Source organism: Aurantivibrio plasticivorans, from assembly GCF_055392955.1.
The window spans coordinates 4,063,712-4,086,718 of record NZ_AP036020.1; the positions used below are offsets into that span (position 1 = coordinate 4,063,712).

Here is a 23,007-nt window from a genome sequence, read left to right on the forward strand (position 1 = left end):
TTATTGGCCTCCTGCGGCTTGGCGCTGTAACTCGCTCAGCGGTCGAGACAGCTCTTTTAATGCGCGCCGATACACATCACGCTTAAATGAAACAACTTTATTGACGGGGTACCAATAGCTAACCCAGCTCCAGTCATCAAATTCAGCCGTTTCGTGCTTATCCAATTGAATACGACTGTCGGCACTGGTCAGCTTGAGCAAAAACCATTTTTGTTTTTGGCCGATACACAGTGGTTTCGACTGGCGACGGATCAATTGCTTAGGCAAACGATAACGTAGCCAGCCGCGAGTACAGGCTAGAATATCCACATCGTCGGGCTCTAAACCGACTTCTTCGTGAAGCTCTCGATACAAAGCCGCCTCAGGCGCTTCATTATTTTGTATGCCGCCTTGAGGGAATTGCCATGCATCTTGGCCGCCAACACGGCGCGCCCAAAGCACTTGGCCTAGTGGGTTTGTCAGTATTATTCCCACATTAGGACGGAAACCATCCGCATCAATCACAACTCACTCCATTTGGGTGCTGGTGGGTTGCATGCTGCCTCGTCTCTGATCACCAAAACACCTTCTCGATCATGGATCTCAATCGCGAAAAAGCGGTGACACAGACATCAAGCGCGAAGCAAAGAGATCTATCCTGCCACAGATTTTCACTAAATCAATCGAAAAATCAGTCGTTTGCGGCTGCATTGTTGAATATTTCTATAAATTTACACCGTCTGGTCACTTTGTACTCCCACGAAACCACATCTTGCGCCAACTCCCCGGCTAATCGGTGTTAACGGACACAAGGCCAGTGTAAACTTCCGAGCTTTTCGCAGCGTCATCACGCCTTACGCTGCTCAGCCACGCAGGAGCCAACGTGAGCCTAGCACTATTTGACCTCGACAATACCTTGATCGCCGGCGATAGCGACCACAGCTGGGGAGAATTCCTGGTTGAACAGGGGATAGTGGATGCCGTGGAATACCGGCGCCGCAACGACGAATTTTACGAGGCCTATCAACGCCGTGAGCTAGATATCATGGAGTACCTGGAATTTGCCGTACAGCCGCTGACGCAGTACAGCCTGCCCGAACTTAAGCACCTTCATGACCGCTTTCTTGCCGCCAAGATTGCACCCATTCGACTCGCCAAAGCCGACGAATTAATCGCCAAACATCGGGTCGCAGGCGATAAGTTGCTTATCATCACCGCCACAAACCGCTTTATTACCGAGCCTATCGCCAACTGGCTCGGCATCCCCGATATCTTGGCGACGGATTTAGAAATTGCCAACAATGCCCAGGGCGAGCCGCGGTATACCGGTAAAATCATCGGCGTTCCGTGCTATCAAACCGGCAAAATTACGCATTTAGAGGCTTGGCTCGCCGATACCGGCCACGATTTACGCGATAGTTACTTTTACAGCGACTCGATGAACGACCTGCCCTTATTGGAGCAAGTCACCTATCCACACGCCGTCAACCCGGATGACGATTTACAGGCCCACGCAGAAGCACATGGATGGCCAATACTAGATTTACGGGATTAGATTCAAGGAACTTGTAGCAACAACCCCTCAGAGGCAGACATGAGACCGCACCAGTCAATATTTCGCAAACTACACCTAGCGACTATGCCGCTGCTGCTAGCCTTGGCCGTGACCAGCTGTGAAAAGCCTGACCCTGTGGAACAGGCAACCCCGCCTGTCGATGCCTTTCCGGAAATCACCGACCCAGCCGTGGATGCTCTGACCCAGCAAGCCTGGTCGATTAGCGCGGAACTGCTTGATGAAAGCCTAGCGAGCACGCAAACCTTCAACACGGCCATCGCGTCTTTGCTTACTTCGCCAAGCGAGGAGACACTTAAAGCGGCACGTTCTGCTTGGGTAACCGCGCACAATGCTTTTCAAAAGACGATCATCCTGCTAATGCTGGCAGACACCAACCCCGGTCTATTTGGCCGCTTGGCAGACCTACAATTTGCCATCGACGCGCACCCCATTCAGCCTGGATTTATCGACTATTTCTCGGTGTATACCCACAGCGGTATCGTCAATGACATTGCCATGCCCCTGACTGCCGACGCATTGCGACAACAACATGGGCTCACCGATAACGCCGATGTCAGCCTTGGCTTCCATGCACTGGAATACCTACTCTGGGGTGAGAAAGGTGACCGGCCACACAGCGATTTCGAAGCGACGGAAGAGCTCACCCAAGCGCAGCGCACGGCCGGTTTACGCATCATCGATTTACCCAACAATCGCCGCCGCACACTAGCACAACTACTAACGAACTTACTCGAAGATGACCTCGTTGCATTGAGACAACAATGGGGCAACCTCAAATCTCATTACCTTAGCATTACACCAACGGGCAGGGTGCAACTGTGGCGTTCAGCCACCCATAGCTGGGTCATCTCCACCATCAAACAGTTTGATGCCTATTCGGCTTATATCAATAATCCACCAGAAGGCGATGAGCCTGCCCCCTGGCACAGCCCATTTGCCGACAACCTAAACACCCACAGTGTGCAGGCCAACGCCCAAGCCCTAAGTGCGCAACTTGAAACCCTCAACACCATCCTGCTGAATACCGATCAGGGGCTAGGTCGCTGGACGTTACCAGAAGAGCAGCGAGACAGCGTCATCACGTCACTCGCGACACTGAAGACTAACGTCGAGCAGCAGGAGGGTAACTGGCCGGGCGGACTTACTGAATCCTCAGAAGAGCCGCTGGGGATGCTGCTCGACGTCCTCTCCGACGAAGCCTGGCAAAGTGTTGGGCAATCAGAACCAGACATTGACCTGCCGTAATCTACGTTCTGTAAATTCAGCTAGACACTCGCTTGTAGATAAAAACGCCAATCTCATAAACCCTGACTATACTTAAAGAACCGGTTTCACTGGCTGACGCCCCTGTGCCAGCAAGAAGCCACCCACTCCAATATCCATTGATATGAATTAGGTGAGATTGAGCATGCCGTCGATGCATCAAGAGCTGACCCAAGATCAAATCCAATCGATTTTACAAGGCGTATCCATTCCGCCGCAGCCGCAGATTTTAGTGGACCTCCAGATGGAGCAAGTCTCACCAGATTGCTCTATTGAAAAGATTACCCAGCTCATCGCGCAGGACGTTGGCCTCTCCGGCAGCATACTCAAAACGGTCAATTCCAACTTTTTTGGCAACGCCAATAACATTACGTCAATTGGCCAAGCCGCCAACCTGCTCGGCGTCAATAGCGTTGTTAACTTGGTGAATGCCAATTCCATTAAAGGCGAATTGTCCGATAGCCAAATTCAAGACCTTGGACGCTTTTGGGATAGCGCTATGGAAGTCGCCATGGCCGCCGCTGCCATCGCGCGTAGTATTGGCTACCCCAACGCCGACGAAGCCTATACGCTAGGCCTTTTTCACAACTGCGCAGTGCCGCTTTTGATGTCGCGTTTTGACAATTATGATGAGGTTATCAACCTTGCCTATGGCGCGTCTGACCAGTCCATTACCGATGTGGAAAATAGTTTGCTTAAAACCAATCATGCAGTTGTAGGCTATTACGTTGGCAAATCCTGGCATTTACCGGAATATCTCTGCGAAGCCATTCATGAACACCATCGCGCAGAATTGTCGTTTGCCGAACCAATTCTCGACCCCAAAAAAAGTACCCTACTTGCGATTCTAAAAATGGCCGAACACTCCTGCAAAATCCATCAACTGCTTGGCTGCCAGCAGCGAGATTTTGAATGGGAGCGAATACAAGGTAGCGTCCTCAACTACGTTGGACTGAGCGAACCAGACTTTATTCACCTTCAGGAGTCAATCTGGGAATTAGGGTTGGGGACGGGGGCGTATTATGGCTAGCCGAAGAGCCAACCACGACTAAGAATCACAAGTCTGCGAGAAAATTGGCGGGACATCACAAACAAAAACGCCCAAGCTAGCTTGGGCGTTTTTGTTTGTTGACTGAAGATCAATTACTCGTCTTCAATGGACGCCAAGTAGCCGTCCGAATCTAACGCGTCATCCAATTCAGACAGATCACTAGGCTTTACTTTAAAAAACCAACCATCATCGTATGGCGATTCGTTCACGGTTTCTGGGGCATCCTCTAACGCGTCATTGATGGCGATGACTTCACCCGTCACTAAAGAATAAATATCAGAGGCAGCTTTAACCGACTCCACTACACCAGCCTCTTCACCCGCATTTACAGTGGTACCAACTTCGGGACACTCAACAAAAACCACATCACCCAAGGCTTCTTGAGCGTGGTCGGTAATGCCGATAGTCACAGTGCCATCGCTTTCAACTCGCGCCCACTCGTGGCTCGATAGGTATTTTAATTCACTGCGAACATCGCTCATGATCATTCCTCATTCGTTTCTAAAATTTTTAACGTTTCGTTTTAAGTCAGTGCGAAACAAAATCTGCACGCATTGTGTTACAGCCCATTTTCATTGGCAACAGTCTCTTGGCAATGCAGCAAGCTAGATCTGTTTTTCACCGTTGCGGACAAAGCATGGCTTGGTGACGCTGACTTCGACTTGCTTGTTACGTATTTCCACCAAACAGGTTTCACCCACCGATGCCGGCACCCTCGCCAAAGCGACAGAAAAGCCCAGAGTAGGGGAGAAGGTGCCACTCGTAATCTCTCCTCGCTCCTCGCAACCCGGTATCACCACAGCTTGGTGCGCACGAAGCACACCTTTAGTACTCATGACCAAACCCACTAGGCGCTGTGAATCGCCGCGCGCTTTTTCCGCTTCAATCACACCGCGACCAATAAAATCGCGATCTTGTGGCTCCCAGGCAATAGTCCAACCCATATTGGCCGCAAGTGGAGAAACACTTTCATCCATCTCGTGACCATACAAATTCATTCCAGCCTCTAGGCGCAGAGTATCTCTTGCACCCAAACCGCATGGCTCGACGCCCGCGTCTGCCAGCGCCTGCCAAAAAGCCTCCACTTCACCGTGAGGCATTATAATTTCTAGCCCGTCTTCACCGGTATAGCCAGTGCGCGAATAAAACCATTCGCCTTGCTCAACAGCTTGAAACACTTTCAGTTCATGAACCGCCGTCGCTTGATCCGGACGCACCGCAGCCACTTTATCGATCGCATGAGGGCCTTGCACGGCCACCATACTCAACTCGGCACGCTCAACCACCTCCACGTTGAAATTGGACGCCTGCTTTTGCATCCACGCTAGGTCTTTCTCGCGAGTCGCGCAGTTTACAACCGTGCGATACCAACCACCCATGCCGTACACGATCAAATCGTCAATCACGCCACCATCTTCATTAAGCATCGCGGTATACAACGCTTTACCGGGGACGGCGTCCAGTTTCGCGACATCATTAGCCAGCAAGTAACGTAGATAGGCTTCCGCTTCCAGGCCGGTGACATCGACAATGGTCATGTGCGACACATCAAACATCCCAGCATTACCACGCACTGCGCGGTGCTCATGCATTTGCGAGCCGTAGTGCAATGGCATATCCCAGCCCCCGAAATCGACCATTTTGCCGCCCATAGCGACGTGTTTGTCATACAATTGGGTTCGCGCTGTCATGTAGTTACCCTGTTCGTTGCGGATGCTGATGCGGTGCCATGCAGGCGAGACAGATGCATCGCTGATGGCTAAGGCCGCGCATTTTACTGAGAAATGCCTGCTAAACCCAGAGGCTGCCCCTAACTAATCGCAACTTACTGAAACCGCGCCGGTCAGATGGGCAAAGCAGGTTAGTCGCCTGTCTCCGTGAGCCGTATCACTCGTTTGGAAATAGCCCTTTAGGTCATGCTATGGGAAAGTGGATTAAACGCAGCGTGTTTACGCTAGCCCTCTTGTTATTACTTGCCGCCATCGGCGTCGTCTTGCTAGTAACCGCCGTCGACCCCAATCAATGGAAAGGCCAGATAGAGCGTGCTGCCCGTGAGCAGGGTATTCAACTAACATTGACGGGCGACCTAAGCTGGCAGTTTTTCCCATCTCTTGCCATCCAACTGGGCAAAACCGCCATCGATTTTGGTCACGCTGACCCCCGTGCACCGCTGGTTCAATTTGACTATGCCGTCGCCCAAGTGGCATTAAAGCCGCTAATGGATCGGCGAATAATGGTCGACAATGTGACACTGCAAGCACCCAGCATCTTTCTCGCAGAATCCAGCGACGGCAATAATTTTTCTCCACCGAACAACCAACCGACCCATAGTGCGTCAGCCGATTCGACAACACCGGAGAACACATCACCCACAACCACGTCGCATAGCGATGCGAAACCACTAGCGCTAGAAATATCAGTCATTACTATTCAGGACGGCAAATTGACGTATGCGGCCACCCCTCAGGCAGGCGATGGAACTCCCGCACAATGGGATATCGATCAACTGCAAGTGACGGTGAACAACAGCAACCTTTCAGGCAAACCATTTACTCTCGCTGCATCATTTCAAATAGCCAACAGCGAACTCGCCATCGCGCCCACTCTCGATCTGTCCGGCACATTGCAATACAACCAACAGGCTCAAACCTTTGATTGGCAAAACGGACGCGCCATCGTTAGTGCAGACAATCAATCCGCTAATCTGCAGTTTTCTGTTGATGGTAGCTTCGCAAAATCTTTTAACGCCAAAGGCCAATTCAAAACCGACGAGATAAATGCTCGTCAGTGGTTTTCAGCTTTGCAAAAACCTCTACCTACGATGCAATCGCCCAGCGCGCTATCCAAGGTAAGCGCTGAATTCAGTTACACAGTAACACCTAGCAGATTGACGCTATCTAACCTCGTTGCGGTTATCGACGCATCCACGGTGCGTGGCAAGGTTGATATGCAATTCCCTAGTATCAGTGCATCCACTCAAGCCGTGCCTTTTATTAAAGGTGACTTCACTCTCGATACAATTAACGTAGATCACTATCTATCACCTAGTGACACAACTCAGACGGCACCGACGGAAAACGGCCAAACTCAAACGACTGAAGAACCATTGCCGCTCGATTCGTTGCGCAGCGTTGATGCTGATGTGCAACTTGCTGTCGATTCTCTGTACGCCATGGGACTAACCCTCACTACCGTTGCGGGCACTATTCACGGGAAACGTGGCGAATGGACACTAAAGCCATTCACCGCCAATGCGTACAATGGGCAACTCAACAGTAGCGCGACAGTAACAGCGGAAAATAATCGACTAACGAGTAGATTTAATGCTGAGCTTAACAACATCATGTTAAATCCACTGCTCAGCGATCTAGCTGACTTTAGCGACTTAACTGGCACATTCAACGTAACGCTATCGGGCGACACCCACGGGCAATTCGCGTCGCAATTGCTGGCCAACTCAGTGGCCACACTCACCGCCCAAAGCGACGCATTGCAAGTAGAAGGAATCAACTTTGAGAAACATTACTGCTCCGTAGCCTACCAACTCGATCAAACCAGCGAAATCCCTTCCGCTTGGCCAACCGCCAGCAAAGTGGATAACGTTAGCTTGCGCATAAACTGGAAAGACCAAATCGCCCACATCGCCGACTTGCAAGCCGATACCAGCAATTTACATATCACCGCCACCGGCAGCGCCAATTGGCTAACTAAAGGATTCTCAGTGCGCTTCCCTCTCACTATTTCACAAGAACGCACCAGCCCAACCGGCTGCGTTATTCGCAGTAAATTTTTACAACAAGAAGCCATCGACATCGTCCGCTGCAAAGGCTCGCTATCGACGCTAAACCTTAGCGAAGCCTGCGGCATCGACTCCGACGGCATTAAAGACCTCGCCAAAGAAGCACTGCGCTACAATGCCGATAAAAAAATCGATGAAAAGAAAAAAGAGATTCGTGAAGAACTAAAAGAAAAATTGTGGGAAGCGTTGTTTTAAACTTTTTTGAATTCATTAGTACCAATGAAAAAACCAATTCAATACACCTACTTTTTTGCGTTGCCACTACTTTCAATTCTCGCATGCCATGCAGACATAAGTGAGGCGGCTAGCGAGGGCGGCAATGCGCCAATACCAACGACAATTAAGGTCTCGCCGCAACCATTTCTAATGGGTTCTCCAGAAAGCGAGAAGGGAAGAAAACCAACTGAAAGCCCACAGCACTTCATCACTTTGCGCAATGCTATTGAAGTGGGCACCACCGAAGTCACTAAAGCTCAATATGCCTATTTTGTGCAACTAACAGGCTACGAACCGATTAATCGTTGCTTGACCAATGAGAAGCAGGGTGTGTGGCAAGAACTAAATAATCGAAACTGGCTAAATCCTGGCTTTGAGCAAACAGAAAATCATCCTGTGGTCTGCATTAATTGGTTTGATGCCAAAGCGTATACACAATGGCTTTCCAAACTTACCGGAGAAAAATGGCGATTACCTAGCGAAGCAGAATGGGAATTTTTCGCCCGAGCGGGAACCAATACACGCTACAGCAATGACGGTGATGAGCAGTCACTGTGTGATATTGCTAATATCTCCGTTCCCAACGCTTGCCCTAGACAGAACATCAAGACCTTACCTGTCGCGTCGCTCAATCCCAACGCCTTCCAGCTGTTTGATGTACATGGAAATGTCTTCGAGTGGACAACGGACTGCTACCACGAAAATTATCAACAAGCCCCTGATGATGGTTCCGCATGGGAGACCAACTGCGAGGCCATAAACCGCAGTGAAGTTACCTACACAGACCTAGCTGTCTTAAGAGGAGGCTCATTTGGCAGCCCGCCCAGTTATGCGCGTTCCGCAACACGCTCCTGGAGTGAAAAAAGAATGGGGCACATCAATGTTGGCTTTAGGGTTGTTAAAGAACTACCCCATTAAAACAATACCCTTAATCATTCGAGGTACCTGAAAAGTTTAAGTACAATCCCGCCTTTACTTCAAAATAGTAGCGTTTGATGTCCAATACCCATTTTTCCAAAGCCGTTCTCGATTGGTTCGACCAACACGGTCGCAAGCACTTACCCTGGCAACACGACATCAATGCCTACCGCGTGTGGCTATCGGAAATCATGTTACAGCAAACGCAAGTCAGCACTGTGATTCCCTATTTCGAACGCTTTATGGAAACCTTTCCTACAGTGCAAGATTTAGCGGCGGCAGATATCGATGAAGTCTTGCATTTGTGGACGGGGCTCGGCTACTACGCTCGCGCGAGGAATTTACACAAGTGCGCCAAAACCGTGGTTGAAGAATACCAAGGTGAATTTCCGAACTCGGTTGAAGACTTAAGTGCATTACCCGGCATCGGTCGCTCAACCGCTGGCGCAATTTGTTCAATCGTATGGGACTTACCCACCGCGATTTTAGATGGCAATGTGAAACGCGTTCTAGCTCGCCACTACGCCGTTCCCGGCTGGCCCGGCAACACCAAAGTCGCCAATCAATTGTGGGAGATCGCCGAATCCCACACGCCGCAACAGCGCACCGGCCACTACAGCCAAGCGATGATGGACCTCGGCGCCACCCTCTGCACCCGCAGCAAACCGGATTGCGAGCGCTGCCCCGTGCAAACCACCTGTGTTGCACACCAACAAGGCAACCCAACCGATTACCCCGGCAAGAAACCGAAAAAAGCCCTGCCCGTAAAAACCGTGCAAATGCTGATGCTTCAAAACCCCGATGGCGAATTACTGCTCGAACAACGTCCCGCCCAAGGCATTTGGGGCGGCCTCTACAGCTTCCCAGAAATCGCCAGCGATCTCTCCCCTAACGAGAAAGCCTCACTAGACTATTGCCTGGACCGCTTCGGCAAACACCTCCAACAGCTAGAAACCTGGGACACCTACCGCCACACCTTCAGCCATTACCATTTGGATATCACGCCCGTGCTTTGTACACTGTCGCGCACCCCAAGCGAGATCCGTAATGACGACACGCTGCTCTGGTACAATCCCCAACAGCCCGCCGCCATCGGCCTCGCCGCACCGGTCAAAAAACTGATTAGCAAAGTCGCGCCAAGCGCGACTAGCGAAAAACAGCCAAAGCTGCTGTAAGCACTAACACAACAACCCAATTCCAACTACTAATCCATATTCAAGGGAACACCATGCGCACCGTATTCTGCCGCAAATACCAAAAAGACATGGAAGGCCTCGCCATGCCTCCTATGCCCGGCCCCCTAGGCCAAGACCTGTTCGACAACATCTCCAAACAAGCCTGGAACGACTGGCTCAAACACCAAACCATGCTGATCAACGAGAAAAAGCTCAACATGATGGACATGACGGCGAGAACCTATTTGAAGGAACAGATGGAGAAGTTTTTCTCGGGTGCCGAATACGACAAAGCTGACGGATATATTCCTCCGTCAGAGGGTTAGTTAAGTGCGACAGACACAGCTAAGTCGTTCCCCAGAAGCTTATTGAATCGCTTGGATAGTTAGTCGGGACTGCTCAAATTAAGAGCAAATACCCCTTAGAATAGAAACACTTAGGATAACCCAAAGAAATTTACCCCAACCCCTCCGGCCCGCTTGACTCCAAGCCCCCAAGCAGGTTTAATACGCGGCCTTCGCCAACGGAGCCCCCGGCTCAGTTGCTCGAAAATTGCCCAGATAGCTCAGTCGGTAGAGCAGGGGATTGAAAATCCCCGTGTCGGTGGTTCGATTCCGCCTCTGGGCACCATATCGCAGGAACCCGCTTTTACAGCGGGTTTTTTTATGCCTGCGATATGGTGCCCAGAGGGGGATGAGGATCATCGACCGTGGTTCGACAAAATTGTAGGGAACACCAATTCGTACGGAACGAATTGGCGCAGCTTGAGCTGATCTGAGATCAAATCACAGGACGTGATTTGTAAATTTTGGTCCGACGACAGGAGGAGCCGAAGGCCGAGCATCAAAACGATGCGAGCAATTCCGCCTCGATCGAGCCCCACCTCCGAAACATCAAACGAATCGAATTTCTATTGATTCAAATGACCTTAAAAGCGACCAAGCATTTAGCAGCGAGCCAACGCGACAAATCTTACAGGACAGGTTTGGGCAGCCTCAGCTGGTCGTAGACCAAACAACGGGGTGTTAGGAGCCAACCTCGAAAATATAGAGAGTATAATAACCGTGTATAGATTCTCTTTTCTACTCAAATCCGCCTTCCACCCAATGAGAGAATTCAGCAAACACCTTCCTTTTCCAATCCGCTTTCTAGATTGCCTAGATCGCCCATATTCACCATAATTCCTCCAAGCAAATATGGCGGAACTCTTATAAATGAAGACCCTGAATAAAATTACCGTTACCGCACTGTTCTTTATCTTCTACTCCACGATTAGCCTTGCAAGTACAGATGAAGACACCTCTAAGGAGGAAGCCTGGCTTTTAGAGCAAGCAGCTCTTCTCCACTCAGAATTCGAATCACAGGGCCTGCTTTACACTGAACCTGGTTACGAGGAATTTTTAAACGCGTCGATAACCACTCTAGCAGGAAACAATTCAACACTCACAGAGCCAGCAAATATCTATATTATTCGCTCGGTAAAAACAGATACCTTTTCACTACCGAATGGGAACATCTACCTTACCAGCGGCCTAATCGCAGCCATGGAAAACATCGAAGACCTACTATCCCTAGTGGCTCATGAGTTTGGACATTTACAATATGGGCACTTTGTTAAGGCATTTTTAAATGGAAAAAGTAAAATAGTGGACGCACACACTAAGGATCTATTTACTCTTGGTCTCAGCAGAGCTTATGCCGAAGCAAACGCGTCAATATCATCATTTTCTCTCGACCAAGAACTTGAAGCAGACCGATTTGCAATAAGACTCTTGGAGTCAGCTAACTACAGTGCTAGCAGCTTATTAAACGCATTGACAAAAATCAATAAAAGCCCCGCATTAAGCTATGGCAATTCAGCTATTTTCGGTACACACTCTATTTCTAAAAGAATACGAGAACTTTCAGTAAACGAATCCAGCCACCGCAATTCTAATATAACAGGCTCAAAGACTAATGCTCAGTTAGAGATAGCATCTAAGTACGGAAGGCTGCAAAAAGCCATCTTTAAAGATAATATCGAAGCACAAATAAGGGAACGGCTATATTTCTTAACGATTAAGCAACTCGATTCCATCAGTAGTGATAACCACGAACTCGGCAACTTAAATTACTATTACGCAGAGTGCTATAAAGGGCTCTATGAATACCCCCAAGTCGCTGCAAACAACAATTTTAGACACACACGAGCAGCGGATCGATTAGGTCATGATTTTTATGCCGAAGCGATAGCAAAGAGAGACATACACTTCGATAAAGCCATCGAGCACTACCAGCTAACGTTGTCCTCAAGCCCAATTGTCACAAACGCCTATAAAAAGCTAGGGGAGCTATACGAGCAATCAGGCGACAATCTTAAAGCAATAAATAATTATGAAATGTATCTTAAAAATAGCAAAAATGCGCTCGACTATAAACGATTTGAAATAAAACTATCACGCTTAATGTCAAAGTGACTCCCGAGAACGATATGAAATATAGCGCACTTACTATTCTCTTCTGTGTAATTCTCATAAGTGGTTGCGCAAGCAACACCACCCCAAATGCAAAAGATCAGAATATGCACCCAAGCCTTTTAGATGAGCTACAGCGAATTAAAACCGTGGTTATCATTCCACCAATTGTAGATATAAGATTTTTGACATTGACAGGCGAGGACGAAGATCTAGTTAGCGACGAAAACCAAATTATAAATTACATTAAAACCACTACTCGCTCTCATCTTGAGAAGGCCGGCTACGGCATTGTTGAATATAATTTCGATGCAGCAAAATCTAACGACACGAACTTTACTTATACGATCACCAAAGTATATCAAGACTTCTATAGAGTAAAATCAGACTTACAGGCAAAAAGAAGAATACCCCAATTAAACACAAACAGTATGCCGATCTATGTTAGCGAAGCTATACACGATATAACTCACAAAGTTGGTGCCGATGCAATTCTGATCAGTCGTTTTTCCGGATATAAAAAATCGGTGGCCTATGTTGCTAAAGAGGCTGGAGCAGTATTTACACAAAACCTTCTGACAACCAATCGACACAGAAGAAAGGCTTCTACCGCCAATGGAGCGATAATCGATATTGCGCTTTTAGATGGACACACAGGCGAGTTGCTTTGGACTAACTCCCGTGTAGACTTTCTAAGCAAATCACTTGCCGACAAGGCACTATCAACCTTACCTCAGAGCGTGTACTCGGATAGCGCCCACATAAATTAGCTACCGTAAATCAACCTAACGACAAGACGTATAATTTTCCCCATTAAAATCACTAGGCTTCAAACCTTCGAGCTTGGTTCTCTGCTCGCCGATACGCTCCGTACTCCACGCGAGCACATCCATCCTTCCTGTAGGCTTCCTAACTTCAGCACCCGTTATTTTATTTCGCTTTACCCATTCATACTGAAAACCAGTAAGCTCAACACTCTCACCAAATTCCACTGAATCAGTGCTGTGCAGATCGGGTAAATCCGAGGGAAACCGAGGAAGCACCCCAGAAAAACCTGTGGCTTCGTCTCCAACGTAAATATTGGTACAAAGAGGATCATCCGTCGCATTTAAAAACTTCGCCGAAAGGGTGACAGGCTCATTACTAGAACGTTCGAAATGAATTGCGTTATAAGGCTGCGTGAGAAATACAAGGCCTATGGCAACCACAACCAAAACAGCGATCAAACTAAGATTTCGTAAGCTCAACACAACCCTCAACCGCAGCAAAAACCGCTTTAGCACTATCCTTAGAATACCCACCACCACCAAGTACCACTGCAGGAATTGAACTAGCTTTCAACGTATCTAACGTTATTTTTTCTCGCTTAGCCACATCATCAATAGTGAGCTTAAAGCCACCCAACTTATCACTGGCAAGAACATCCGTTCCCGCAACCACAAACGCCAACTTAAAACCACTTTCGATTTTAGATAACGCCGATGTAAGTTCTTCCAAATACTCTTTACCTTCTGTTCCTGGCTTTAACGGAACAGAAATATTCACCCGCTCCCGCGTAAAAGACGAAGTTGGATAGGCGGCAGAATTATAGACATCTAGCAATGTAACATTACTATTTTCCATGAAAGCATAAGCATTACCATTGCCATGGTGCGCATCGGTATCAATGATTAATATTTTATCTTCTGAGGAAAGAAGACCACTTTTAGTAAGCTGCTGAACACAAATTCCAATATCATTGTAAATACAAAAGCCTTCCATGTTTTTCTGCATAGCATGGTGGTAACCACCTCCGAGATTCCACGCTACGCCACCAGCTTTAAGTACCTCTTCAGCTCCCAAGAGCGTGCCGGCCACCGCCCAACGCATGGGCTCTAATACTCGCTTTTCTAAATAGGCATAACTAATCAGTGGGATACGCGGCACTTCAAGTGCATTCAGCACACCATTTTTATTACGCACACGATGCTGCATAACGCCCGATAGAAATTCATCGACCACCTTCACAGAAATAGGGCCTGAGGGCGATACGATATCAACGCTAGGATTTGATTTTAGCGAATCATAAATAGCACGAAACTTAGTACCTTCAAATGGGTGAAGGTACTTGAGCAAACCAAGATCAAAGTTGTAGCGCTCGTTATATATTAACTTCATGCAATCTCTTTCTCTGCTTCGACGCATGGCTCAGATAACTCACGCGCATACCGAAGCACTTCATTCGGAGTCCAAATACCCCTACCAAGAAACCTACCCATACGACCATAATCCTGCGCACAGGGATGGAAGCTTGGATCTCTTCCGCTAGCGACCTTTAAACAGCTAGCAACAATGTTTGAACAATTGTTTCGCGCAAGCTGATATTGCGGGATGTCAGACATTATTTCTGCAATGTAACGCGACAGCGCCGCCTCATCAATACTCGGTATCATTACCGTAAGCGGTTGGCGCCCACCTTCTGCCGATATATCTTCCGCAAGAGCGCCCATGAAGTGTCCGGCTTGGCTACGTTTAATTTTAAGATCTTTTTTACCAGCCCCATCAGCAGGCCAGAAACTGACATAATCTGTACCAAATGAAAGTGACGCATGCCCTACCATGCCATCGTGCGGGGGCCAAACATGAACTTTAAGCATTATTTCCATTTCCTTATGTATTGAAGTGATCAGTGAAAAGACCGAAGTATACCGAGATGGAATACACCATTCTGTGCTCTAGAGCGCCAACATACGCTTTGACCCCACATATCGATTCTATGTAGCATCTAAATCCACTTTTTCGGAATTCAGAATGAAAATAGAAATACCAGACCTCGTCGCGAAAGCCAGTGGATTAAACGAGCAAGAGCTTCGAGCCTCTTTGGCTGTAAAACTCTACGACGACGAGAAAATAACATTGGGCCAAGGCAGCCAGCTCGCAGGTATATCACAAGACGAGTTTTTAGATGTACTCATTCGGCATGGAGTGAATCTCAAATATGAGTCGAAGGACTTAGGAGACGATATAGAAAACCTGAAGGATTTTTATAGCTCCAAGCATGGGCTAATTTTAATAGCGCTTAATGGCATTAAGTCCATCGCTACATCGATAAATCAAGCACGAATATTTTCGTCTTTTCCGAAATATTTTTATATCTGCCAGCCAAAACAGCTTTCATTTCCTCTAAAGTTTTTGGCATAGGCTGCCCCGTCCAGCCATGAGGATTTTTAGGCATACCTGGGCCTAGGTAACCAAACCAAAGCACAAGGTATATTCCGCGACCAGCGCTACGATATTCATTTGTGTAATCATGGAGCTGTGTTTCGGCGGCCCTCCAAATTTCACTATGCCATTGCCCTTTGATTTCTATTGGTAGGTTCATGTTTCCATGAGTATTCAAGAGATCACAGCGTTTATCACCCGGCATCGCCCCTTCAACATGTGAACGTATATTAAAACGCTCCAAATATGGATTTAGTGATGATGCAATGCGGTCTCTGCAATAATTTTCATCGTGTGGAGTTTCCCCACTCCAATAGGGACGGACATCGTTTGTTTGTGAACTTCTTATTCGCTCTTGTAAGCTATCTAACTCATCTATCAAAATAGCTTGAAGGTCGTCATGATCACAAGGCTCTCCTCTTAACAAAATATTGCGCACATCATTTAGAGTTGGCAGCCGCTTATTGGCTTCCGCTCGGTTCCTAGTCTGCTGGGAATATAAATGTTTTAAGTGATCTTGATAACCTGCTAAAGCATCATCAATAGTCAAACGGCCAAGTAAATTTTCAGCCTCATCAGACAAATCTGATGCAAGCGCATTTATTCTCGAACGAACAAATTCACTTGCATCCCATCGACTTTTATCCCCGCTTGATTCCATATTGGAGCGATATACAGATTCCCATATTGAGCCAAATTCAACTATTAGAAAATAATTTTGAATAGCGTTCGGCTTTGACCAAACTAATGACTCTTCAGACGCAAACCCAAGAACTGCACGAAAAGACCATATGCTATCTTTTTCTTCTCTCACCAATGCCGTTAATTCATCAACGTATTCATCAAAGCTCGACAAAAAGGCCACCCCCATCCAAATATTACGATGGTCGTCACTATGCCAATTATTTTTTGAAACATGGTGATTCACTAGAGCTTTAACCTGCTCACATGTACCATACCGAACAACAGCTGCTAACAACTCCTTTGAGGTTGAAGCATGCATTCCGGGATAATCTTGAAGCCACTCTGCAGCAACTTTTGCTCCTATATCTGCAAATTCCTCATCTCTTGATAATCGGTAAAGCCCAGGCACGTGTTCAGATCCCTTTTCAATAAATGGTTCCACCGTATCACGTAGGAATACCTCCTTTACCTCTCTCGTTTGAAAGACAAGCCCTTCCAATTCTCTCTGCACACCGTTAGATAGATCGTCATATGAATGAGCGCCCCAATGACATGATGCGAGGGCGGAACATGCCATTTCTATTGATAATAGTGATAGATCGCCTTTCGACTCCAGTTGAATCGCACAACTAGCGAGCAGAATTGACTCAAGAAAGTATTCTTTGCTCTCATTTGTATGGAGCTCAGTTATTTTTCTCGCGCTGGGAATATCATTGTGCTGTATCGCGACGGACAGCGCCTCTATAGCAGTAGAGGCCATTTCCTCACCAACAAGTTCTACAATTCGATCTATGGGGTTTTTTATTGAAGTGAAATCTGAGAACCTACCTAGATAAGTTGAGGCCACATCATATAACGCTCCCAGAGCCTCACCTTTAACAATGGCCTCCTTCATTCCTTTGTATCTTTCATGTCGAGCCAGTGCTTTCTTGCGCCTCTTCTCTCCATATACTTTTTGCCGTTCCTCCTCCTCTTTTTTGTAGTCCCTTTCTGGAGGCTTCTCTAACTCAGCAATATGAGACAAAAGCAATTCATTTTGAGACGCTTGATTCTTTGCATGTTTTAAGTATGAACCAGTAAAATCAGCGTTAACTCCTCCCCATCTAACAAGCACTTTCCATATTGAGGGCCAATCTGGGTATTGTTCTTTATTCTCTAGCAACCAGTCGAGGTGGTATATCAAGTCGCTTTCATGCATCCATAAACCGCTAGCGGCCGCTCTTAAACCAAACAGACCCAGCCACAGTCTATCTGGATTTTCACAAGAAACGATAGCCTCAGCCTGGATGGCCCTGCGAATTTTGAGATTATTTGAGAAAAACGTAATACTATATTTATCCCAAGATGACCGGACATAACTGAACTCATCCAATGGTTTTAGCCAACTCCATATTTTTTCTACACTAGGTAAAGCACCCCTTTTGAATCGCTCTTCAAGAGTAGAAAATAGCCATTCATCGATATAGTTCTTTCTTTCAGCGCCAAGTTTTTTCTTTACCCCTTTTTCTAGACTTGTTAATACATCTAAACAGCCTGACAACTGGTCAGCTGACATTTTTCCATAAATTCCCCAGCCCAAACCAACGTAGCTTGCACCATTTTCTTCTGACATAGCTTCAGCCAATTCAACAAAAATATTTCCGATCAATTGTCCGTCGAAATGATTTATGTTTTCCTGTGCTATTCGCAAAGCAATACGTAATGATTCTATATCGGCTAGCTCTCTCAAATTTTCGACAACCTCAACCCAATTGGGCTGAGTATTACTTTCAGATATTGCATGAACAGCTGCTTGTCGCTCCATAGTTGTTGCTGCGCCATCAGCAACCAGCTCTAATAGCTCATCAATAATTTCGTCTGAAAAAGGATCACCTTTAATTGATTCAAGGACCATATGGGAGAGTTGGAAAGGTGTATGCGGACTACGAATAAGCTCAATTATGTCGCACCGCAACTCCTCTCTAGCCAATCCTTTGCCAAAACCAACAGCCCAATCCCCATCACGGAAGTAAGGGTCCTGGTCGGCGGTCAATCGCAAATTATTTAACAAGTTTTTAGATTGATACGTAGAGAGTGCAGATGGGTCCCCATATCTAAAAAAGCCATATGGATCTCTATCAATAAATCTGTCAGCAACTGTTGCATTTAGAGTCGCTATCCACGCATGTAGCCCTCTAAGTGATGACGGGACAATATTATTGCTACACAATATTGTTTCTAGACGCCACAGGGAAAGCTTGTCGTTTAGCGCATTAGCCAACCATTTTGCCGCCAAAAACTCTGCCATCGTTCTGTGGCAATATTCCAAAATGTTGATTCCTACTGGACGGAACAAAGACGAAGCAATTGCAGAACCAACCAGACCAGGTTCATATTCAGTATGATCTAGGGAATGAATAGCTACGTATTTTCCACTCTCTGATTCACTTCTACCTAGACATATCTCTCCAGAAAGAATTAGCTGTGAAAATATAAACCCAGCAGCCTCGATAAGCTTTTCTATTGAATATCGCACAGGATTAATTGAGCTATGCATTTCATTATGCTCGCCCACTAGAACGCGACTAGCATTTTCGTAGAGTTCGACTTTTGTTTTAGGCCATCCATTAATTTTCACAACTTTTAGGAAAAGTAATAGATATTGTGGATTACCCAACATCTCCAAAACATCATTATTCAAAGCTTGTGTAACAAACTCGCGTCCGTTAAAGCCCTCTCCATAGGAGTTAACAAAATCGACTATTTCCTGCTCATTTAAAGGAATTATACGTCCGACAACCGGATGTCTTTTCCACTTCTGATTTATAATCGTGGCATTCGCCACCCCTTGCCAGTCAGCAGCTCTACACGAAATTATAAATGAGACATTCGATGGCAATTTTTTTAAAACTTTGGCGATCGGAGTTCCTGCACCATACGCAGTTACTTCATCCACACCATCAACTATCACTACACTTTCTTCACTTTCAAAATTTTGTAGAGCTTCTAAAGTTGATGCATTGTAGATTTCAACTCCTACTTTAGCCCCCGCGTACCTCAAAAGCTCGCTTTTCCCCGATCCAGGCTCACCAAGTAGTACTAACGGCCCATCAAAAGCAAAGAATTCATCATCAGAATACTCTACCTCTTCACCTTGTTCATTTGAAACAGCTATGCGACGCGTTGAATAATTCACTTTACTCGACTAATTGTCTGAATGTTTATCAAATTTAAGAAGCCTAGTGCTAGACTAAAAAATCAACTTCACCCAACCCCCACACACAAACTCTGACTCCCACCACTCGCCAATAACTTACCATCCTCATCCCAAACATACCCACTCCCCGCCAACAAACCACCATACCCCACATCCGCAACCGCATTACAAAACACCCACTGTGTTTCACTAAACGCATGAAAGCGAACCGACAAATCCAAACTCGGTGCTGCGTAATTCATTGGGCCATTATGCAAATGCCAGGCAGCAGGCCATTGCATAGTGTCGATTAATACGAGGCTGCGTGCCGCATCAAGATAGGGGTCAATATCATACAATTCGGGAATAAAACGATACCACTGGCCGAAGTGACCATCACCCGCTTTCACTTTTTTAATATCGAGATTATCCCAAAACGGAAATGGGCCGAGAGTAGGGCGCGGGCCTGCTTCTTCAAGCGGCACATAGAATTCAGGTTTTTCGTAAAGGCAGTGATCAAGGCCGCTGTTATCCGGGCCTTGTTTGTGAATACCTGTCCAGACTAGGGCTTTGTGCACAAGCTTATCGTTTCGAAAAAGCTGCGCTTCATACGCTGACGCCTGTCGCCCGCGCTTAATACATTCGACTTTAACTTGCGCTTTACCAAAATCCGCGACGCGCAGGTATTGACCAAAGTAAGAGATAGGGAAGGGATGCTCACTGACTTGACCAACCGCGCGCAGCAGAATCGAGGTGATATAACCACCGTCTGGGCCATAGACTTTCCAATCCTCATGGATATGGCATTCGAACAAGCCATCAGCAATTAATTGACTCGCACCCTGTTCGGCTAGGCTTCCCATCTTTCCCCCTACTGACTACAACTCCATAACGCGCAATTAAGACCCAAATGCGCAAAGGGGTTCATCATAAACCATCGGGCGTCGATGTTGACACCCGTATACAGGGATTTACATTACTGGAGGCCAAGAATCGCTTGGCGCGCAATTCATCATTGCGCCTCGTACAATTAGAAGATAGGTTCTGCTAGAGGTCCCGATTCGGAATTCGCATATTATGCTTGAGGTTCTCACCCTAGCATTCAAAGCGAGGCCGATGAATTAAACTGCAAACTTTTCCTAGCAACGGGCGCAACACACGCCCAAGGCTCGCCCATAAAATGTCTTCAGCGGCTTGATATAGCGCCCGATGTTCGTTGTCATTAATGCAGACAATTAGTATCCTGCGAGATTGCTCAAAAAATAATCTTGAACGGCGTTATTTATAATAATTACTTCTACATTTGGTTACTTTCACATGAGATTCATTTCAATTGATATTAAATTTATTTTTTTATTCTTTTTAGGGGTTTTTCTGAGCGGGTGCGGAGACGGTGGTGGAGGATCATCCTCTGGTGGCTCAGGGTCAAACACGCCCCCTCCATCAGGCTCTACTAATTATTCGGTACAAGGCACGATTCTGGCTTAACCGGTACAATCGAATTACAAAATAATGGTACCGACACTCTCAGGATAAATGCTGGCAATAGCTTTTCTTTTTCACAGCGCTTAGACTCTGGCGACACATTCGACGTCGAAATTCTTGAATACCCTGCAAATCAAAACTGTTTCATATCAAATAATAGCGGGACGATAAGCAATTCAAATGTTACCGATATCGCGATTGTTTGTGCAGATGAACTAGCCTTAGTCAGCAAGATAGGAAATGGTCTCTTTCAAGGAATTGATACTCGGCTCAACTTAACTTTCGTTGCCGCATCAGGTGGCTTACAGATTTTTGAAACAAGCGACCCTAACAATCCATTACCGTTATCATTTATTGATTTACCTGGTTGGGTTACCGACGTAAAAGTGTCGGGAGATTATGCATTTGTTGCAAATGAAAATGGGCTTGTGAGTATAGATATAAGTGACCCTTCTGCGCCAGTAATCATGGGGGAATATGAAACCGAAGAAGTCAGTTATTACATTGCCGTTGATGGCTATTATGCATACCTAACGCGGCTCGGATATGGAATGGATATAATCAATGTCTCTGACCCAACATCTCCGTCACTTGTTTCAAGCTTAGACGGCATAAATAGTCCACGAGACATTCGGTTTTCCAACGAATATATTTACATGGCTGATGCAGCCGATGGACTGGTGATAGTTGATGTTTCTGACCGATCAACTTCCGTGGTTACAGGTAGCTTCGATGAGGTTGGTAGCGCAACTGCTGTAGATGTTAGAGGCGCAACGGCTTACGTTATTTCATATCTAGAATTACTTTACCGCCAAACCTTCCTTTGCCAAATCAGACAATCTACTCTGAGGCATACTGGCGACCTTTTGCAACAATTCCTGATACCTACCTAGCCCATGTTTAACCAATAGTTTAACAATCCAATTGTAGATACGTTCTTCGTGCTGAGCGTCTCCACTATCAATATAGTTTGATAGCTTTTCAGCGGATGTCTCTAAAAATTGTAGGCTTGGCACGTAGTCGAGATCGACATAGTGAATCATTATATTTTGATTAGCTTTATACTTTTCAGATTTCAGCATATTTAAAGCTAGCGTCTCATCAATTTCTCGATCTGTTAAACTGTAGTAAGGCATATCTAGCTGATAGCTTAATGAGTCTAAATCGATCTCATCTAGCTCAAACCCTTTTCGCCGACGAAAAGTAAAACGAGTTAGCCCAGTATCTTTGTAGTAATAATAGAATTGCAATCCGGTTATTCGATAAAGGCCGCCAAATCGAAGATGCTGAGGATTACCAAGGGTGTCAAAAACGACTGTTGGGGTTACTTTTTTCTTCCGAAGCTCCTTTAGCTTTATCATTTTTTCAGGAATATCTGTGTTAACTGCGTTTTCCGCTGCTGCTATGTACCCAGCTTTAATCGCCCCAATACTTAACATACCTTTTACGTACTGCTCTTCTTTCTCCTTTAGCTTAGAAAGGCGTTTCGAAATCTTTTCAAAATCTTCACTTAGCTCCTGATTAGCTATAGTCGCCGACACTTCTTCCAATACTGACGAATATCGATTACGTTTATTTGCTTCTAAAACTCTTCCGTACCAGATAATGAGCTTTTCACTGTATTCTTTATCACTATGACGCTGCGCGAGCAACTCAGCAACCACATCGGTAGTCTCTGTATCGAGATCTTCTGCATAATCTCGCATCATATTCATCAGCCTAATACTGTGATCATCATTGAATGTAACTAGGCCATATCGATACGACCAATTGATTGCCTCAGTTCCCGCTGCAGCACCGAGACTGATTAAGCTCAACACCCCTACAACAACGACCCGAATAAAAATACGCATACCAGAAATACCAAGTTTTTAATTTTATTAATTAGTGTGTCTTATTCAGCCGCCACTTACACAACAAGAGGCTCAACAAGGATTGAGTGCTGCATCAACAGTTTTTCGTTTTTTCATTGGATTTACAGAATGAATGCAGAACAACCCAGTTTCGAACTAGATTGCCCTTCGAAGAAGTA

General features: G+C 46.4%; 20 protein-coding genes and 1 tRNA gene. 12 read left to right on the forward strand and 9 right to left on the reverse strand.

Annotated elements, in window-relative coordinates:
• Entirely contained in the window at positions 1 to 504 is a 504-nt protein-coding gene (locus ACZ5NB_RS18295; RefSeq protein ID WP_464107704.1) for an RNA pyrophosphohydrolase, read from the reverse strand.
• 358 nt (positions 505 to 862) lie between these two features.
• Here ACZ5NB_RS18295 and ACZ5NB_RS18300 point away from each other — a divergent pair, with 358 nt between their 5' ends.
• The 3 genes from ACZ5NB_RS18300 (at position 863) to ACZ5NB_RS18310 (ending at position 3,848) form a co-directional block, all read left to right on the forward strand.
• The gene (locus ACZ5NB_RS18300; RefSeq protein WP_464107705.1) at positions 863 to 1,534 is read left to right on the forward strand and encodes a histidinol-phosphatase; all 672 of its coding nucleotides are present in this window, start codon (positions 863 to 865) and stop codon (positions 1,532 to 1,534) included.
• 39 nt (positions 1,535 to 1,573) lie between these two features.
• Positions 1,574 to 2,800: an imelysin family protein gene (locus ACZ5NB_RS18305; protein ID WP_464107706.1), complete on the forward strand. Its 1,227-nt coding sequence runs from the start codon at positions 1,574 to 1,576 to the stop codon at positions 2,798 to 2,800.
• 163 nt (positions 2,801 to 2,963) lie between these two features.
• Entirely contained in the window at positions 2,964 to 3,848 is an 885-nt protein-coding gene (locus tag ACZ5NB_RS18310; RefSeq protein WP_460234167.1) for an HDOD domain-containing protein, read from the forward strand.
• A 113-nt stretch (positions 3,849 to 3,961) separates the two neighbouring features.
• Here ACZ5NB_RS18310 and gcvH read toward each other — a convergent pair whose 3' ends face one another.
• Both gcvH and gcvT read right to left on the reverse strand, forming a co-directional pair.
• A complete protein-coding gene (gcvH, locus tag ACZ5NB_RS18315; RefSeq protein WP_460234168.1) occupies positions 3,962 to 4,351 on the reverse strand; it encodes a glycine cleavage system protein GcvH in 390 nt (129 codons plus the stop codon).
• Between the two features lie 123 nt (positions 4,352 to 4,474).
• Positions 4,475 to 5,560 carry a glycine cleavage system aminomethyltransferase GcvT gene (gene gcvT / locus ACZ5NB_RS18320; RefSeq protein ID WP_464107707.1) on the reverse strand — a complete coding sequence of 362 codons (1,086 nt, stop codon included), beginning with the start codon at positions 5,558 to 5,560 and terminating at the stop codon, positions 4,475 to 4,477.
• Positions 5,561 to 5,790: 230 nt separating this feature from the next.
• On the opposite strand from gcvT, the gene ACZ5NB_RS18325 reads away from it, so the two are divergent.
• The 7 genes from ACZ5NB_RS18325 (at position 5,791) to ACZ5NB_RS18355 (ending at position 13,200) form a co-directional block, all read left to right on the forward strand.
• Positions 5,791 to 7,863 carry an AsmA family protein gene (locus tag ACZ5NB_RS18325; protein WP_464107708.1) on the forward strand — a complete coding sequence of 691 codons (2,073 nt, stop codon included), beginning with the start codon at positions 5,791 to 5,793 and terminating at the stop codon, positions 7,861 to 7,863.
• A 24-nt stretch (positions 7,864 to 7,887) separates the two neighbouring features.
• The gene (locus ACZ5NB_RS18330; protein ID WP_460234173.1) at positions 7,888 to 8,802 is read left to right on the forward strand and encodes a formylglycine-generating enzyme family protein; all 915 of its coding nucleotides are present in this window, start codon (positions 7,888 to 7,890) and stop codon (positions 8,800 to 8,802) included.
• 77 nt (positions 8,803 to 8,879) lie between these two features.
• Complete coding sequence (mutY, locus tag ACZ5NB_RS18335; protein WP_460234174.1) at positions 8,880 to 9,977, forward strand: A/G-specific adenine glycosylase; 1,098 nt, start codon at positions 8,880 to 8,882, stop codon at positions 9,975 to 9,977.
• A gap of 53 nt (positions 9,978 to 10,030) precedes the next feature.
• On the forward strand, positions 10,031 to 10,303 hold the full coding sequence (locus tag ACZ5NB_RS18340) for an oxidative damage protection protein (protein WP_460234175.1): 273 nt from the start codon (positions 10,031 to 10,033) through the stop codon (positions 10,301 to 10,303).
• 228 nt (positions 10,304 to 10,531) lie between these two features.
• Positions 10,532 to 10,607, forward strand: a tRNA-Phe gene (locus tag ACZ5NB_RS18345).
• Positions 10,608 to 11,191: 584 nt separating this feature from the next.
• The gene (locus tag ACZ5NB_RS18350; RefSeq protein WP_460234176.1) at positions 11,192 to 12,433 is read left to right on the forward strand and encodes a M48 family metalloprotease; all 1,242 of its coding nucleotides are present in this window, start codon (positions 11,192 to 11,194) and stop codon (positions 12,431 to 12,433) included.
• Positions 12,434 to 12,447: 14 nt separating this feature from the next.
• Positions 12,448 to 13,200 carry a hypothetical protein gene (locus ACZ5NB_RS18355; RefSeq protein ID WP_460234177.1) on the forward strand — a complete coding sequence of 251 codons (753 nt, stop codon included), beginning with the start codon at positions 12,448 to 12,450 and terminating at the stop codon, positions 13,198 to 13,200.
• 15 nt (positions 13,201 to 13,215) lie between these two features.
• On the opposite strand, the gene ACZ5NB_RS18360 is transcribed toward ACZ5NB_RS18355, so the two are convergent.
• The 3 genes from ACZ5NB_RS18360 to ACZ5NB_RS18370 are packed head-to-tail and all read right to left on the reverse strand — an operon-like array spanning position 13,216 to position 15,066.
• A complete protein-coding gene (locus ACZ5NB_RS18360) occupies positions 13,216 to 13,677 on the reverse strand; it encodes a hypothetical protein (RefSeq protein ID WP_460234179.1) in 462 nt (153 codons plus the stop codon).
• Positions 13,658 to 14,587 carry a histone deacetylase family protein gene (locus ACZ5NB_RS18365; protein WP_460234181.1) on the reverse strand — a complete coding sequence of 310 codons (930 nt, stop codon included), beginning with the start codon at positions 14,585 to 14,587 and terminating at the stop codon, positions 13,658 to 13,660. The genes ACZ5NB_RS18360 and ACZ5NB_RS18365 overlap by 20 nt, the downstream gene beginning before the upstream one ends.
• Entirely contained in the window at positions 14,584 to 15,066 is a 483-nt protein-coding gene (locus tag ACZ5NB_RS18370) for a hypothetical protein (RefSeq protein ID WP_460234182.1), read from the reverse strand. The genes ACZ5NB_RS18365 and ACZ5NB_RS18370 overlap by 4 nt, the downstream gene beginning before the upstream one ends.
• Positions 15,067 to 15,220: 154 nt before the next feature.
• Between ACZ5NB_RS18370 and ACZ5NB_RS18375 the strand changes: the two genes are divergently transcribed.
• Positions 15,221 to 15,610: a UPF0175 family protein gene (locus tag ACZ5NB_RS18375; protein WP_460234183.1), complete on the forward strand. Its 390-nt coding sequence runs from the start codon at positions 15,221 to 15,223 to the stop codon at positions 15,608 to 15,610.
• On the opposite strand, the gene ACZ5NB_RS18380 is transcribed toward ACZ5NB_RS18375, so the two are convergent.
• Both ACZ5NB_RS18380 and ACZ5NB_RS18385 read right to left on the reverse strand, forming a co-directional pair.
• Positions 15,510 to 19,490, reverse strand: coding sequence for an NACHT domain-containing protein (locus ACZ5NB_RS18380; protein WP_460234184.1), 3,981 nt, complete (start codon positions 19,488 to 19,490; stop codon positions 15,510 to 15,512). The two genes, ACZ5NB_RS18375 and ACZ5NB_RS18380, sit on opposite strands and share 101 nt — an antisense overlap.
• Positions 19,491 to 19,558: 68 nt before the next feature.
• Positions 19,559 to 20,353, reverse strand: a complete 795-nt coding sequence (locus ACZ5NB_RS18385) for a thioesterase family protein (RefSeq protein ID WP_460234186.1) — start codon at positions 20,351 to 20,353, stop codon at positions 19,559 to 19,561.
• 975 nt (positions 20,354 to 21,328) lie between these two features.
• Here ACZ5NB_RS18385 and ACZ5NB_RS18390 point away from each other — a divergent pair.
• Positions 21,329 to 21,868 (forward strand): LVIVD repeat-containing protein, encoded by a 540-nt coding sequence (locus ACZ5NB_RS18390; protein ID WP_460234407.1) that lies wholly within the window; start codon positions 21,329 to 21,331, stop codon positions 21,866 to 21,868.
• Here ACZ5NB_RS18390 and ACZ5NB_RS18395 read toward each other — a convergent pair.
• A complete protein-coding gene (locus ACZ5NB_RS18395; protein ID WP_460234187.1) occupies positions 21,776 to 22,828 on the reverse strand; it encodes a hypothetical protein in 1,053 nt (350 codons plus the stop codon). The genes ACZ5NB_RS18390 and ACZ5NB_RS18395 overlap by 93 nt on opposite strands.
• Between the last annotated feature and the right edge of the window lie 179 nt (positions 22,829 to 23,007).

What these genes read in the sequence shown, in the direction of transcription:
- ACZ5NB_RS18305 (WP_464107706.1), top strand. Translation starts at nt 1,574, where the DNA reads ATGAGACCGCACCAGTCAATATTTCGCAAACTACACCTAGCGACTATG.
- ACZ5NB_RS18310 (WP_460234167.1), top strand. Translation starts at nt 2,964, where the DNA reads ATGCCGTCGATGCATCAAGAGCTGACCCAAGATCAAATCCAATCGATT.
- gcvH (WP_460234168.1), bottom strand. Translation starts at nt 4,351, where the DNA reads ATGAGCGATGTTCGCAGTGAATTAAAATACCTATCGAGCCACGAGTGG.
- gcvT (WP_464107707.1), bottom strand. Translation starts at nt 5,560, where the DNA reads ATGACAGCGCGAACCCAATTGTATGACAAACACGTCGCTATGGGCGGC.
- ACZ5NB_RS18325 (WP_464107708.1), top strand. Translation starts at nt 5,791, where the DNA reads ATGGGAAAGTGGATTAAACGCAGCGTGTTTACGCTAGCCCTCTTGTTA.
- ACZ5NB_RS18330 (WP_460234173.1), top strand. Translation starts at nt 7,888, where the DNA reads ATGAAAAAACCAATTCAATACACCTACTTTTTTGCGTTGCCACTACTT.
- mutY (WP_460234174.1), top strand. Translation starts at nt 8,880, where the DNA reads ATGTCCAATACCCATTTTTCCAAAGCCGTTCTCGATTGGTTCGACCAA.
- ACZ5NB_RS18340 (WP_460234175.1), top strand. Translation starts at nt 10,031, where the DNA reads ATGCGCACCGTATTCTGCCGCAAATACCAAAAAGACATGGAAGGCCTC.
- ACZ5NB_RS18350 (WP_460234176.1), top strand. Translation starts at nt 11,192, where the DNA reads ATGAAGACCCTGAATAAAATTACCGTTACCGCACTGTTCTTTATCTTC.
- ACZ5NB_RS18355 (WP_460234177.1), top strand. Translation starts at nt 12,448, where the DNA reads ATGAAATATAGCGCACTTACTATTCTCTTCTGTGTAATTCTCATAAGT.
- ACZ5NB_RS18365 (WP_460234181.1), bottom strand. Translation starts at nt 14,587, where the DNA reads ATGAAGTTAATATATAACGAGCGCTACAACTTTGATCTTGGTTTGCTC.
- ACZ5NB_RS18370 (WP_460234182.1), bottom strand. Translation starts at nt 15,066, where the DNA reads ATGCTTAAAGTTCATGTTTGGCCCCCGCACGATGGCATGGTAGGGCAT.
- ACZ5NB_RS18375 (WP_460234183.1), top strand. Translation starts at nt 15,221, where the DNA reads ATGAAAATAGAAATACCAGACCTCGTCGCGAAAGCCAGTGGATTAAAC.
- ACZ5NB_RS18385 (WP_460234186.1), bottom strand. Translation starts at nt 20,353, where the DNA reads ATGGGAAGCCTAGCCGAACAGGGTGCGAGTCAATTAATTGCTGATGGC.
- ACZ5NB_RS18395 (WP_460234187.1), bottom strand. Translation starts at nt 22,828, where the DNA reads ATGCGTATTTTTATTCGGGTCGTTGTTGTAGGGGTGTTGAGCTTAATC.